Consider the following 14924-nt stretch of genomic DNA (forward strand, 5'->3'; position numbering starts at 1 on the left):
AGAAAGGCATGTTAAAACCGCATGAATTCCCCTGCCGCCCTTACCAGCCTCACGGGACTGTTTTAAAGGGTGGTTATCTATTCATCAACTACCTCCTGTATTATGACCCCATCTTTTCCATCATATTCTTCTACCATAACCGTAACTATCTCCAACTTGGAAGTAGGGGTATTTTTCCCAACAAAATCTGCCTTAATAGGCAGTTCACGGTGTCCTCTATCTATTAAAACAGCCAGCTGAATGCATTGAGGCCTTCCCAAATCAATCAAAGCATCCATTGCTGCTCTTACTGTCCTTCCTGTATATAAAACATCATCTACCAGAACTATTACCTTTTCATTAACATCAAAATTTACTTCAGTGCGATGGACCTGAGGATAAGCTGCTAAAGTAGTCAGATCATCCCTGTATAAGGTTATATCTAATATTCCTACCGGAACCTTGATCCCTTCAATTTCCTCAATCTTCTTTGCTAATCGTTCGGCTAAAGGGCCTCCCCTTCTTCTTATCCCTACTAAAGCTACATTTTCTACCCCTTTATTCCGCTCAATTATCTCATGAGCTATACGGGTCAAAGCCCTTTTCATCCCGGCTGTATCCATTATCTGTGCTTTTTCACGAAGATTCATAAAGAAGCTCCTCCTTCGTGCTTTTATCAGCAAAAAAGCCTATTTTTGGCGTGAGACCAAAAATAGGCTTAAAGTATCATCCATATTAATCCACTGTTATACTTCCACTTTCGCCTACCTTGTCAGCCTCACGGAGCCAACTTAAAGGTATCAATCTAAACGAATGATAAATTAACTTCCCATATATGTCAAGGACTTTTTCTATTTTTCTACTCGAAAAACATCATAATGTTTTGCAAAATACATTCATGTCTTCTAAATTACCGTCAATATTACAATTGTTTATTAAGGTTCCAGTATATTTATAACCTGCCCCGGCAAAGAGTAAATTAATCCCCGGAGAAGTGCTGCGTGCAATGCTGTATAATGTTGTTATACCTTTATGATAAAGATTTTCCTCTAATTTTCTAAGTATTATAGAAGCCAGCTTTTTACCCCGTTCAGAAGGCAGAGTAGCAAAATCCGTCATTTCCGCATTTTTAAGATGAAAGTTAATCTCAGCTGAAGCTGCCGCTACTATTAAATCACCTTTATATATCAAGCCATAAATAACATGATCCATAGTGGAAGCTAAATATTTATAATCTGTTATAGGATAAGGATAAGTTAAAAAAACTTGATCATAAAGTCGGGCTAATCCCGGTAAATCTTGTATTTCGGCAAATTTAAACATATACCCATCAGGTAATTCAAGATTTATTATTTCAGGATTATATTTTTGTATTAATTGTAATATTTGGCTGTTTTTTTCTGAAGAATGCGAGTGATTACGGTCAAACCAGAATTTCGAACAGACTACAGCATCTTCTCTTTTTCTAAAATAGTTGACTATCCTGGCTTCCTGAACAAAACCAAATTCGGAAAATAGCAGGACATCAGACTGAGGAATTTTCCCCCATATCTTACTGTAAGATCTTCGGGAAATCAGAGACTCTAAAGTAAAAATCATATTTCTAAAAGACGTTTTATCACGGATTTCATAGTCCCGTAAATAAATACGCTGGTTATGATCAGAGATCTCTGCTAAACAGTAAAAATCTTTACCCCGAATTCTACAGACTTGTTCTGAAACATCTGAAAAAAGTATATTAATTGGCTGCTGAACGTCAGAATCTGTATTATCAATCATTATTTCTTTTCGTTTCCTCCTTCCTGAGCTTTCGATAATTACCTTCAGGAATAAGACTTATTATATTATTACTATCGCTGTATAACTTTTCCAGTCCAATTTCATTACAGGTATTGTATTTTCCCGCATTGCAAATGTTGCATCCTAGTGGACAAGAAGAAGACTGGTCTTCCGGTTCTGTATAAACACAAATAACTCCTTCATAGTTGCGTAAAACTGTTTTGCGCGGAGAACAAGACAATACATAATTCGGTAGCACCGGAATTTTGCCGCCTCCACCTGGAGCGTCAACCACAAAAGTAGGAACTGCAAGTCCTGAAGTATGTCCTATGAGCCTTTCTAATATCTCAACACCTTTAGCCACAGGGGTTCTAAAATGTTCAATACCCCGCGATAAATCACACTGATACAGATAATATGGACGAACACGATTTTTTACAAGTTTATGCACCAATTCACGCATTATTATCGGACAATCATTTACACCTTTAAGAAGTACCGACTGATTACCTAAAGGAATACCAGCATCGGCGAGCATCGCAAGGGCTTGTTCAGCTTGAGGGGTAATTTCCTTAGGATGATTAAAATGGGTGTTAATCCATATAGGATGATACTTTTTCAGCATATTTACCAATTTGGTATCAATGCGCATGGGAAGAACTACTGGAGTCCTGGTGCCAATGCGGATAATTTCTACATGAGGAATACTTCTTATTTCAGCAATGATTTCTTCCAATCTTTCAGTCGATAAAAGAAAAGGATCTCCGCCCGAAAGCAAAACATCTCGTATTTGAGGATTTTTTCTTATGTAATTAACAGCTTTTTGAATATCAAATTTGCTTATAGGCTTATCTTTTTCTCCTACTTTACGTTTGCGGGTACAATGGCGGCAGTACATAGCACATTCATTAGTAACCAACAAAAGAACACGATCAGGATAGCGATGAGTAAGATGAGGCACAGGGGAATCCTGATCCTCTGATAATGGATCATCGAGTTCGTATTCACTGGTTATAAGCTCTTCGACACTGGGAATGGCTTGAATCCGTATAGGACATTCAGGATTTTCATAATCCATCAATGATGCATAGTATGGAGTTATTGCCATTGGGAAAATTTCCACGGCTTTTTTTATCTTTTTTTCATTTTCAGGGGTTATGCTTATAATTTTTTTTAATTGTTCTATATCAGTGATACGATTATTGAGCTGCCAGTGCCAGTCATTCCAATTCCTGTCCAAAATATTATCATGCAAAGTGTAGTTCAGTTTAGAAATGGTAAACACCTCCCGGAGAAAAACAAAAAAAATATTAACCAAAACAAAAAGTTTTGCTTTGGTTAATTATAAGTTTATTTATAAAGTTATTCAAATTTTATGTTTTATGATAATCAAATGATATAATATCTATGGACACATATGAATTGTTAGGAATAAAATATGCTATAAATACTGGTAAATGCTCAAAATAAATGGCAAATACTACTAAAACAAATTATCCTTTTTCACTTTTCCTCAATTTCTCAAGCACTTTCTCAAAATACTCAGGCAAAGGTGAAATAAACTCCATATACTCTCCCGTAGAAGGATGGTTAAAACCTAATAAGTAAGCATGTAAAGCTTGTGAATCAAACCCCAGATGTTTTTTTTCAGGACCATAAAGCGGATCACCAACTACAGGATGTTTGATATGGGAAAAATGCACCCTTATCTGATGGGTTCTTCCTGTCATAAGCTTTACTTTAACCAGGGTATAATTATCAAACCTTTCTAAAACTTGATAATGGCTTATTGCCGGCTTGCCATCGAGAACTACCGCCATTTTTTTGCGGTCAGTTTTGCTTCTTCCGATAGGTGCTTCGATAGTTCCCAGATTTTCTTTGATTACTCCATGCACCAGTGCAATATATTCCCGATTTATAGTATGTTCTTTTATTTGTTCTGCTAAATTGCGATGAGCCACATCATTTTTGGCAACTACCATAACTCCGGAAGTATCTTTATCCAGACGATGAACAATACCAGGCCTTAATTCTCCATTTATGCCTGATAAATCTTTAATATGATATAAAAGTGCATTTACCAAAGTATTATCCCAGTTCCCATGAGCTGGATGAACCACCATATTTTTTGGTTTGTTTATAATTGCTATATCTTTATCCTGATAAATAATTTCCAGAGGAATATTTTGAGGCTTTACCTCTATTTTCTGCGGTTCGGGAATTTCTACGGTAATTTTTTCGCCTTCCCTCACCCGATAACTTGCTTTCTTAAATTCGCCATCTACCATCACCTTTTTATTAGAAATAAGGTTCTGCACATTCGATCTGGAAAGCTGAGTAAAATAATCAGCTATAAAAACATCTAATCTCTCTCTTTCTGATTCCTCGCCTACCAGAATAATCTCTATACTGCTCATTTTTATGCCCCATTTCCTCTTTCCTGGTATAATAAAAATATAAAAATAACAATACTCCCCACTACAATACCTATATCAGCAATATTAAAAACCGGCCACCAACCTACACTTATGAAATCAATCACGCTTTTGTAAAAAATACGGTCAACTAAGTTGCCCAAAGCTCCTCCTGCAATAAGCCCCAGAGCATACTTAATTATATCAGGAGGATTATATTTACTGTCATAATAAATCATGCCTGCTACCACCATAAAGGCAGCAAAGATAAAAAACCAAATTTTTCCTTCCATTAATCCAAAAGCAGCTCCTGGATTATGGATATAAGTAAAGCTTAAAATCCCTTCGATAATGGTCCATTTTTCTCCTAAATTGAAATTGGTAACTACCCAGTATTTGCTGAGCTGATCTACCATAAGCATGATTACCATAGTTAAAAAAAACCGCATTTTTCTCCCTCTATTCCAAACGTTTAATTATCGGGAATCTGCTCCAATTGTTTAAGTAAAGTTAAAAAATGAGGAATACCTTCCTCCAAAAGTAAAAAGAAAACCCGCATAATGGTTTCATCATCTGCTCCTTTTGCATTAAGCAAATCCTGTAAAACCATACCATCAACAGCAGCTAAAAGCCAAGCGGCAAGAGCCCGGGTAAATATATTTTCCTCGGCTCCATAAGTATTAACTAAAATGTCTTCAATCCGGCTTATCCATTCATCATATTTTTTCTGGAATCTTTCTTCCAGCTGGCTATTCCCTAACATAACTTCATGGGTCAGATAAAACTGCAGCTTGTTTTCAGCCGTTTTTTTAAACCTTTCCATAAGATTGTCATAAACATCTTTTATAATTTCTTCACGGTTGCTCTTTCCCTCTTTTGATTTTTCGGCAACCCTTGCAGAGGCAGTCAAGCTTTCATCAATAATGTCATACAAAATATCTTCTTTGGAAGCATAATAATGGTATATAGCTCCTGTACTTACTCCAGCCTCTTTAGCAATGCTCCGCACAGTCGCTCCGGCTATTCCATTCTCGCTTATAACCTTGCGGGCTGCCTCTATTATTTTTTCTCTGCTCTCAGAACTCATTATATTAACTCCTCCATAATATGGCTTTTGAGCACATTAATATAATAACACAAACTTAAATTAAAAATAACTTAATCAAAACTGCTTTTTTGTCATTGACTTTATTATAAATCTTTGTTATTTTATTTACAAACCGAACGTCCGTTATGTTATATTTTATTTTTAATTTAAAGGAGGGTTTTTTATGGCAATACCGGCCTGGCAGTATGTAGTTTCAATGTCTGCCTACATTGCTTTTCTGTTGTTCTTCATCGCTTTTATGAGAAAACACTATAAGCTTTCCATGTACTTCTTTTTGGCTTCACTTTTGACCTTCCCGCTATGGTTTAACGGCGTAGAGGGTTGGTTCCGTTGGGCCAAGATTTTAAGTGTAATCCTCCCGACTATCGTTGTAGGCTTAGCCCGCATTTCAGTATACGAACAGAGAAAAGGTAAATTTTGGGAGTTTTTGCAAAAGGACTGGCTCTTATGGTTCTTATACTGTATATTATTCCTGAACATTCTGGAAGCAACCATTAAAGATGCAACTATGGGCAATTATTTCAATGCATTATGCGGTTTATTACTCTGCCTTACAATACCGTTCCCCCCTAAATTCTGGAAGATATCCACAGAACCTCATGGCGATTTAATCGCTTATACAACTGCAGCTTGGAATTTTATCTACACTTCATGGAATGCATGCTTCGTATATGCAGAAAGCCCGGTATATTTCTTCAGTTCGGTCTGCATTCTTCTGGCAGCTGAATTGTATCCAATTATTAAAGGTCGTCCCGAGCTTTATATCATAGCACGCGTATATACTTTAGCTATTCACCTTTTATTGCGGGCATGCTTCGTTGATCTTTTCCCGACACTTATGAATGCTGCGCCATTCCATAACCTGGAAGTCCTAAAGGTATGGGGAATCATTAACGGCATAATGATAATTCCTTACACACTCTGGCATATGTGGCAGCTTCACACCGGTAAAGCCGATGTAAGCTTCAGACGCGGAAGAGTAGAAAAACAAGCAGAAAATGAAGAAGTTGCTCTCGCTTAAATTTATTCCCCTTATCCTTATATGTAAAATTAATTTCATTATCTGGACTGGCCTTAAGCCAGTCCAATCCCTGATTTTTAAAAATAAAAACAGGAGGTATTTTTTATGGGTATTTTATATGAACAAATCGGACTTACCGGCTGGGGAATAGGAATTTTTGTCCTTCTCGCCTTAATGGCATTTAATGAACTCGGCCGAACTACCAAATGGGGAGGTATTGTTCTTTTTTTAATCACCCCGATTGTTTTAACCATTCTTGTTTGGCCAACCACTGCTGCACCAGGTAATGAATATGGAACCGGCAACTGGTTCAACTGGGTCAAAACTTACTCAGCACTTGCTGGATGTCTTGGTTTTATGGCTCTCCGTTTTATTCCCGGTTTGGTAGAAAAAAAATGGGCCTTATGGTTTCCACCTCTAATTTTAGGAATTAATATCTTTGAAGCAGTTATCCGCGATTTTCAATGTTTCACCTTCGGTGCGTGGGAAGGAGCATATATAAACAACCTCTGGGTAATGTCAGGGCCTTGGAATATAATGAACGGCATAGCAGGAATACTTAACATCATGACTATCTGCGGTTGGTATGGCATATTTATTTCCAAGGACAGAACCAAAGACATGATCTGGCCTGACATGATCTGGCCCTGGATTATTGCCTATGACCTGTGGAATTTCGCATACACATACAACTGCATAGCTGACCATTCATTCTACTGTGGGTTAATTCTTTTACTTTCCTGCACCATCCCTGCTTTCTTTATCAAAAAGGGTGCATGGTTGCAGCATCGCGCACAAACTCTGGCATTATGGGCCATGTTTGTTATGACTGTTCCTCAATTTGTAGATCGCATAGCTCCTGTTCACACTACCCACAATCCAGCTGCATTCTTTACAGTAAGTTTCCTTGCTCTAGCTGCTAATGTTGCACTGGCAATTTATCAGTTTAACAAAATCCGCAAACATAAAATTAATCCTCTGGGAGAGGAAGTTTATAAAGATACCAAGGCATATCAAAGAGCAGTTGCTGAAAATATCTAACTCTCTCCTCCAAAGTAAGCAGGCAATGAAGGTAACAAATTCAAATGCCTGCTTATTTTTTATTGAAAATCAATAAATAAATTTCTGAACAAAATACCCGCCGGCATTTTTAAAACTACCGGCGGGTATTTTTACCAAATCTTATATGTTATTCATTCCCCCATTATTATTTATATCTTTTCTATTTTGGCTGCTGCTAATTTAAATTCAGGTATTTTAGCCACCGGATCTAGGGAATTGGCATTAGTCAGATGATTTGCCGCGGCTTCTCCAAAATGGAAAGTAGTAAATACTATCCCTTCCTTTATGTTTTCGGTTACTTTAGCTTTGAGTTTAATACTTCCGCGGCGAGTGCTTAATTTTATCATATCACCATCCTTTATATTGTACGTTTCAGCAGTACGCGGATTTATCTCCACCTCATTATGCGGTCTATGCTGGTCAATCGCCGCTACCCTCCTGGTCATAGTTCCAGTATGATAGTGATAAAGGCTGCGCCCGGTGGTAAGTATCAAAGGATACTCCTCATCCGGCATCTCAGCCGCTTCTCTGTATTCTACCGGATGAAATTTGCCTAAACCTCTCGTAAATGTTTCCTTATGAAGAATAGGAGTTCCCAGATGATTTGTGTGAGGGCAAGGCCACTGGATACCGCTTTTTTCTATTCGCTCATAGGTTATCCCGGCATAAGAAGGAGTAAGGCTCCTTATTTCCTCAAATATCTCCTCAGGAGAATCATAACGCATAGGATATCCCATTCTTGATGCTACTTCACACAAAATTTGCCAGTCCGGCTTTGCGTTTCCTCTAGGTTTTATTGCCTTTCTTACCCTTTGCACCCTTCTTTCCGTGTTGGTAAAGGTTCCATCTTTTTCAGCAAAGCTTGCCCCCGGTAAAACTACATCTGCTTTAAGTGCAGTCTCTGTAAGGAAAATATCTTGAACCACCAAAAATTCTAAATTATCTAAAGCCTCTTCCACATGACGGCTGTCAGGGTCGCTGAGCATTGGATTTTCTCCTATAATATAAATGGCTTTTATATTCCCTTTTACTGCCTCATTTATTATTTCGGTCAAAGTTAAGCCTTTTTCAGGCGGAAGCTTTACTCCCCATGCCTTTTCAAACTTTATCCGGTTTTCTTCTACTTCTACCTTCTGATAGCCAGTATAAACATCAGGCAGCCCTCCCATATCACAGGCTCCCTGCACATTATTCTGCCCCCGCAAAGGATTTACTCCGCTTCCCGGCTTGCCAATATTACCGGTAAGCATAGCCAGGTTAGCTATAGCAAAAACATTATCAGTCCCTTTGCTATGCTGGGTAACTCCCATAGAGTAACAGATAGCAGCTTTATCAGCTTTTGCATACAACCTGGCTGCCTTAACAATTTCTTCTGCCGGCACTCCACATATAGCCTCCGCCATTTCAGGGGTATATTTTTTAACTGTTGCTTTCAGTTCTTCAAAGCCTTCTGTCCGCTTCTCAATAAACTCTTCATCCAGCAAATCTTCTTTTATAATCACATTCATCATAGCATTCAAAAGCACAATATCTGTTCCCGGCTTAAAAGGTAAGTAAATTTCAGCTATATCAGCAAGTTCAATCCTTCTTGGGTCTGCTACAATAAGTTTAGCCCCTCTTTTTAAAACATTTTGCCTTATCTTATAACCTATTACCGGATGATTTTCAGTTGTATTAGTCCCAATAAGGAAAATAACTTCTGCCTCTTCCTCTAAATCTTTTATACTGTTAGTCATTGCTCCACTGCCAAATGCTGCGCCAAGACCGGCGACAGTAACGGAATGTCAGAGGCGTGCACAGTGATCAACATTATTAGTTCCTATAACCGCCCTAGCCAGTTTCTGCGCCAGATAGTTTTCTTCATTGGTGGTGCGGGCAGAAGTAAATACAGCCATAGAACCAGCCCCCCACCTTTCTTTTATCTCTTTTAAGCGGGAAGCTGTATAATCTAAAGCTTCATCCCAGCTTACCGGAACTAATTCTCCATCTTTTCTTACCAAAGGCTGGGTAAGCCTTTCTTTTGAATTTACAAAGTCCCAGCCAAAACGGCCTTTTACACATAAAGCCCCACGATTGACCGGGCTTAATCTTTCATCCCTGACCGAATTTACTCCTACTACCTGGTCATTTAAAACCTTGAGTTCTAAAGTACATCCTGTTCCACAATAAGAACAAATCGTCCGGACTTTTTCAGTCTGATAATCTCTTCCACGTCCCTTTTCAACCTTGCTCACCAAAGCCCCTACCGGACATACCATTACACATTGACCGCAAAATACACAGGTTGAATCTTTAAGTCCACCGTCAAAAGCAGTAGAAATCACAACTTCATGTCCGCGGTTTTTCAAGTTTATAGCAAACGCACCCGTAATTTCTGCACAAGCCCGGACACATTTAGTGCACATTATGCACTTATCATAATCCCTTTCAATAAACGGGTTGGGGTCGTCCTTATAAAAATGCGGCTCTTCCCCTTTGAATCTGCTGTCTTTTACTCCATAGCGGTAGCAATAATCCTGAAGGCGGCAGTTTCCATCTTTTTCACAGACATGGCAATCCAGCCTATGCCGGGCTAAAAGCAGCTCCAATATAACCTTCCTTGCTTCAACCACCTCTTCACTTTCCGTTTGTACAACCATACCTTCTTCAGCCGGAGTAACACAGCTCGCAGCCAAGGTTCGCCTTCCTTCCACTTCTACTACACACATGCGGCATGATCCTGCCAGCTTTAACTCCGGATCATAACAAAGAGTAGGTATATCAGCACCTGCCAATCGGCAGGCCTCCAAAAGCATAGTACCTCGAGGAACTGTTACATTTTTTCCATCTATGGTAAGGTTTATCACTTTTCTAATTCCTCCCTCACTTAGTTTAATTTAGCCATATAATCCGATTTAAAATGTTTTATACTTGTCTCTATAGGAATAGGAGCTGCCTGCCCCAACCCACACAAGGATGCTTTTTGCATAACCCGGGACAAAACTAAAATATTTTCTATGTCCTCCGGTTTGCCTAATCCCTTATTAATTCGTGTCATCATTTCATACATACGGAAAGTACCTTCCCTGCATGGGTTACATTTTCCGCAGGATTCATGCTTGAAAAATTTGGCAATTCTAGTCGCTATATCTACTATATCCCGGGTTTCATCTAAAACAAAAACTGCCCCTGAACCTAAAGAAGCCCCAATTTTAGTCATAGAATCGAAATCAATCGGAGTATCAATATTTTTCTTGGGTATAAATGCACCGGAACTTCCTCCTACCTGAACCGCCTTTAATTCTCGGCCGCTTTTTATGCCTCCTCCTAATTCATAAATCACATCAGACAGAAGATAATCAGTAGGAACTTCGAAATAGGTAGGATTATTAATATCTCCAGTTAAAGTCAAAATCTTCGTCCCCGGATAATTAGGAGCACCAATCGAAGCAAACCACTCAGCACCATTAACCAAAATATAAGGCAAGCACGCAAAAGTCTCAACATTGTTCACAACTGTTGGCATTCCCCATAAACCCTCTACTCCGGGAAAAGGCGGCTTAAATCTGGGTTCACCACGTTGTCCCTCAATAGATTCAATAAGCGCAGTTTCTTCACCGCAAACATAAGCCCCTGCTCCCATTCTGACTTCTATATCAAAATCTTCTAATGCACCTATTTCTTTAGCACTTTTAATCGCATTATTCAAAAGTTTTACTATATAAGGATATTCTCCACGACAGTATATATAGCCTTTTTCAGCTCCAATAGCTGTCGCACATATTGCCATCCCTTCCAGCAAGGCTTGAGCATTTTTTTCACATATAATGCGATCTTTATAAGTTCCAGGTTCACCTTCATCCAAATTGCACACTACATACTTTATGGGAGCATTTTCTGGAATAAAACTCCACTTCATTCCGGTATTAAAACCTGCACCCCCACGTCCTCTGAGATTAGATTTTTTTACTTCTTCAATAATCTTTTTTGGTTTCATGCGGCGGGCCTTTTCTAATCCTTTATATCCGCCTACTTTAATATAATCCTCTGCCTTTTCCGGGTTTATCTTATCAGCATATTCCAGTATTATGCGCTTTTCCCCTTTCATACTTCTCCCCCTTATTCATATTTACTTAAAATCTGCGGAATTTTTTCTGGAGTAACATTAAGTTCAGGTTCGCCATTTATGGTTATAACCGGTGTAGCCTGACACTGTCCTACACATTCACAAAGTTCTAAAGTAAATTTGCCATCCGGGGTAGTCTCCCCTGCTTTTATTCCCAGATAACTTTCTAATGCCTTAAGAACCTTATCAGCTCCCGCTACATGACATGGAGCACTTTCACACATGCGTATAATATATTTGCCCCTTTTTTCAATCGAAAAATGAGTATAAAAAGTTGCTATACCATAGGCTTCTGCTTCAGGAATTCTAAAAATCCTTGCTGTTTCTTTTAGAGCTTCCTGAGGAATAAAATTATATTCCTTTTGCAAAGCATGAAAAGCTTCGATAATTCCCCCTTTTTTGTCTTTAAATGGTGCTATAATTTCCTCAAAACTTTTCCCCACTATATCATCCTCCTTAAGTGAAAAAAATAACAAATAAAAAGGACAACCGTTAAGGCTGTCCTTCACCCCTTGCATGAATCTAGTTATAAATCGCTTCCCTTATCGTCTTCCTCCTCATCATTATATAAGCCTTTGTGCCTGCCTTCACGATAATGTCCGTGCAGTTCATAGTTTCCGCCTTCTAAAACTAAAACCTTAGAATTTATAATAGCATCAGCCACCTTGCGATGAGCTTCAACCAAAATGCGCTGAAAGGTAGTCCGGGAAACCTGCATTTCTTCTGCACACCTCACCTGATCATAGCCTAATAAATCTTTAAGGCGCAAGGCTTCTGCCTCTTCTATTTTTAAAATAACTTCCTCTAATTCATATCCCGGTATCCCTGCCGGCTTAAAGCAGTTAGCCCGGGGAATATGTCCCACTCTGCGACACTTAACCCTTCTCGGCATGTAAAACCTCCTGCAAAATATAGGAATAACTAGAATTATCAAATATTTGCCCTTAAAAATCAACCTCTATTGGCTTATTTATATATTGAAAAATTTCAAGAGATAATCTGTAAGCTCTTCTATTTGTTCAAAAGCAAATACTTTTATGGTTCCTTTCCCATCATCTACTTTAAAATCAGCTACCCTCGCTATTATGCTGGGTAGATTTAAATACTCAGTGCTTATATCTTTTCTTAATACCTCAACTGCAGGGTAACCTGCCTTTTTGTATCCTTCGGTAATTATTAAATCAGCATAAGGCGCAACTTCTGCAATAATCTGGTTTAATGAGCGCGGTGAAGAATTACGCCGGTATACTATCTCCACATCATCACAAACCGTCAAAACTAAAGGAATTCCACCTCTAAACAACTTTCCTGAATCATTGGTAACATCTATATCGATACCATGATGGGCATGTTTTATAACTGCTGTTCTTACTCCTTTTTGTTCCATAAAGGATGCCACCCTGGTAAGAAGCGTAGTCTTACCAGCATTATGCCAACCTACAAAAGAAATCACCGGTTTCATATTATATCACCGTTTAATAGCCCTTTACAAGCTGCCATCCGATTCTGGCAGCTTTATCTAGCACTTCTTTTTCATCGAAGGTCTTTATTTCCCTGTTTTCCATAACTATTTTCCCATCAATTATTACTGTATTCACATCACCAGCCTGGGCTGCATAAACAACATTAGCCACCAAGTCATATCTGGGCATTATATGAGGGGCATCTAAATCTAAAATAATGATATCTGCTTTTTTCCCTGTCTCAAGTTTCCCTATCTTTTTCTCTAAACCTAAAACTTTTGCTCCATTAGCAGTCGCTATCTTTAATGCCTCATAAGCCGGTAAGACTGTGGGATCCATAGTATTGACCTTATGTAAAAGGGCACAGGTTCTCATTTCCTGAAGCATGTCCAGATTATTGTTGCTGGATGCTCCGTCCGTGCCTAAAGCTACTGTAATCCCCTTTTTGAGCATCTGAGGCACAGGAGCTATACCACTCGCCAGCTTCATATTGCTTTCAGGATTGTGAGCTACCCCTACATTATGCTTGTTCATTATTTCCATATCATTTTCAGTAAGATGAACACAATGAGCAGCCAGAACCTTGTAATTGAAAAGCCCTAAGCTTTCTAAATGTTCTACCGGAGTTTTTCCATACTGTTTTTTGATATCTTCAAATTCAGTTTTAGTTTCAGCAACGTGAATATGTATACCTACACCAGTCTTTTCCGCCAGAGCAATAACTTTTTTCAAATAATTAGGCGGACAGGTATAAGGAGCATGAGGTCCCAGCATAAAAGTAATCCTGCCATCAGCCCCATTATGCCATGTTTTTATAAGCTCTTCACTTTGTTTTAAAGCCAGCTCACTTTGCAGCCCAATTCCCACCATGCCCCGGGATAAAACTGCCCGCATCCCGGTTTTTTCCACCGCTTTAGCAACTTCATCCATACAAAAATACATATCGGCAAAAGTTGTAGTACCCGACTTTATCATTTCGGCAATAGCCAGCATAGTTCCCCAGTAGATATGCTCTTCAGTCAGTTTTTCCTCCAAAGGCCAAATTTTAGTCTGCAGCCACTCCATTAAAGGCAGGTCATCAGCATATCCTCTAAGGAGAGTCATAGCTGCATGAGTATGGGTATTGATAAAGCCAGGCATAGCCAGCTTATTCCCGCCTTCAATTATCTTATCAAAACTGCCTCCTGGTGCATCCCCTTCGCCGATTTCCTTAATTTTATCGCCGCTTATTACTAAATAACCTTTTTCTATTATTTCATCAGCTTCATTCATCGTAATAATGCTTATATCCTTAAGTAAAATTTCCATGCACACAGCCTCCCTCTCTATATGAAAAATAATTATTTATCTTTGCTTTGTCCATAAGTCTTAAACTTTTCATGAAGGTATTTTATATCATCAGATGAAAGCACATTTATATTGCCTAAATGCTGGGCATAAAAGGTTATCATAGCTGTTCTTTCCGCAATATAACATACATTAAGGGCAGCGGAAGGTGAAACATCTCCGGCAATAAGCCCATGGTTAGCAAGTAATACCGCTTTTTTATTATTTTCCAAAGTTTTAACTACATTTTCAGCCAGTTCTTCTGTCCCACAGTGCGCATAAGGTGCTACGGGTATTTCGTGCCCTACTGCCTGAGCAGTTTCCTCCAATATTATCGGAATAGGACGTCTGGCAACCGCAAAAGCCGTAGCATAAGGGCTGTGCACATGGACAATCCCTTTTATATCCGGACGATTTTTATAGATAGCCAGATGCAAAACAGTTTCTACCGAAGGCTTAAAAAAGCCTTCTACTACCCGACCTTCAAGGTCAACAACCACCATATCTTCATGGCTCAAAGTTCCGTAATCCATACCGCTGGGGGTTATTACCATCAAATCATCTACCAGGGCACTTACATTTCCCCAGGTTCCCGGAACCAGCCTGGCCTCATAAATCTCCCTGGCTGTCTTGCATACTTCGCGCCTCGCTTCAACACAACGCATAC

At 38.9% G+C, this 14924-nt stretch carries 15 protein-coding genes; 2 read left to right on the forward strand and 13 right to left on the reverse strand.

The genetic code is table 11. The annotated features are described in order from the left end of the window. Window positions 1–77 precede the first annotated feature (77 nt). From pyrR to H0Z36_RS07665, 6 genes are all read right to left on the reverse strand, one after another. Window positions 78–629 (reverse strand): bifunctional pyr operon transcriptional regulator/uracil phosphoribosyltransferase PyrR, encoded by a 552-nt coding sequence (gene pyrR, locus H0Z36_RS07640; protein ID WP_296865146.1) that lies wholly within the window; start codon window positions 627–629, stop codon window positions 78–80. Window positions 630–852: 223 nt separating this feature from the next. Next, window positions 853–1758, reverse strand: a complete 906-nt coding sequence (gene ablB / locus H0Z36_RS07645; RefSeq protein WP_296865148.1) for a putative beta-lysine N-acetyltransferase — start codon at window positions 1756–1758, stop codon at window positions 853–855. After that, window positions 1751–3013, reverse strand: coding sequence for a lysine 2,3-aminomutase (gene ablA, locus H0Z36_RS07650; protein WP_296865150.1), 1263 nt, complete (start codon window positions 3011–3013; stop codon window positions 1751–1753). Before ablA ends, ablB begins: the two co-directional genes overlap by 8 nt. A gap of 238 nt (window positions 3014–3251) precedes the next feature. Further along, window positions 3252–4175 (reverse strand): RluA family pseudouridine synthase, encoded by a 924-nt coding sequence (locus tag H0Z36_RS07655; RefSeq protein WP_296865152.1) that lies wholly within the window; start codon window positions 4173–4175, stop codon window positions 3252–3254. 2 nt (window positions 4176–4177) lie between these two features. Continuing rightward, window positions 4178–4621, reverse strand: coding sequence for a signal peptidase II (gene lspA / locus H0Z36_RS07660; RefSeq protein ID WP_296865154.1), 444 nt, complete (start codon window positions 4619–4621; stop codon window positions 4178–4180). Between the two features lie 23 nt (window positions 4622–4644). Continuing rightward, window positions 4645–5259, reverse strand: a complete 615-nt coding sequence (locus tag H0Z36_RS07665; protein ID WP_296865155.1) for a TetR/AcrR family transcriptional regulator — start codon at window positions 5257–5259, stop codon at window positions 4645–4647. Window positions 5260–5443: 184 nt separating this feature from the next. On the opposite strand from H0Z36_RS07665, the gene H0Z36_RS07670 reads away from it, so the two are divergent. Together H0Z36_RS07670 and H0Z36_RS07675 are read left to right on the forward strand one after the other, a co-directional pair. Further along, window positions 5444–6301, forward strand: coding sequence for a hypothetical protein (locus tag H0Z36_RS07670; protein ID WP_296865157.1), 858 nt, complete (start codon window positions 5444–5446; stop codon window positions 6299–6301). A 105-nt stretch (window positions 6302–6406) separates the two neighbouring features. Next, entirely contained in the window at window positions 6407–7342 is a 936-nt protein-coding gene (locus tag H0Z36_RS07675; protein ID WP_296865159.1) for a DUF5692 family protein, read from the forward strand. Window positions 7343–7512: 170 nt separating this feature from the next. On the opposite strand, the gene fdhF is transcribed toward H0Z36_RS07675, so the two are convergent. From fdhF to H0Z36_RS07710, 7 genes are all read right to left on the reverse strand, one after another. Beyond that, window positions 7513–10209: a formate dehydrogenase subunit alpha gene (gene fdhF / locus H0Z36_RS07680; RefSeq protein WP_296865161.1), complete on the reverse strand. Its 2697-nt coding sequence runs from the start codon at window positions 10207–10209 to the stop codon at window positions 7513–7515. A gap of 20 nt (window positions 10210–10229) precedes the next feature. Beyond that, window positions 10230–11450 (reverse strand): NADH-quinone oxidoreductase subunit NuoF, encoded by a 1221-nt coding sequence (gene nuoF, locus H0Z36_RS07685; protein ID WP_296865163.1) that lies wholly within the window; start codon window positions 11448–11450, stop codon window positions 10230–10232. 11 nt (window positions 11451–11461) lie between these two features. Next, window positions 11462–11911, reverse strand: coding sequence for an NAD(P)H-dependent oxidoreductase subunit E (locus H0Z36_RS07690; RefSeq protein ID WP_296865165.1), 450 nt, complete (start codon window positions 11909–11911; stop codon window positions 11462–11464). Between the two features lie 83 nt (window positions 11912–11994). Then, on the reverse strand, window positions 11995–12360 hold the full coding sequence (locus H0Z36_RS07695) for a DUF134 domain-containing protein (RefSeq protein ID WP_296865167.1): 366 nt from the start codon (window positions 12358–12360) through the stop codon (window positions 11995–11997). 78 nt (window positions 12361–12438) lie between these two features. Continuing rightward, window positions 12439–12930: a molybdopterin-guanine dinucleotide biosynthesis protein B gene (gene mobB, locus H0Z36_RS07700; protein ID WP_296865169.1), complete on the reverse strand. Its 492-nt coding sequence runs from the start codon at window positions 12928–12930 to the stop codon at window positions 12439–12441. Window positions 12931–12943: 13 nt separating this feature from the next. Beyond that, complete coding sequence (locus H0Z36_RS07705) at window positions 12944–14239, reverse strand: amidohydrolase (protein WP_296865171.1); 1296 nt, start codon at window positions 14237–14239, stop codon at window positions 12944–12946. 32 nt (window positions 14240–14271) lie between these two features. Then, entirely contained in the window at window positions 14272–14922 is a 651-nt protein-coding gene (locus H0Z36_RS07710; protein WP_296865173.1) for a class II aldolase/adducin family protein, read from the reverse strand. Between the last annotated feature and the right edge of the window lie 2 nt (window positions 14923–14924).

The sequence above is a fragment of the Thermosyntropha sp. genome, from assembly GCF_017656155.1.
Taxonomy (GTDB): Bacteria; Bacillota; Syntrophomonadia; order Syntrophomonadales; family Syntrophomonadaceae; genus Thermosyntropha.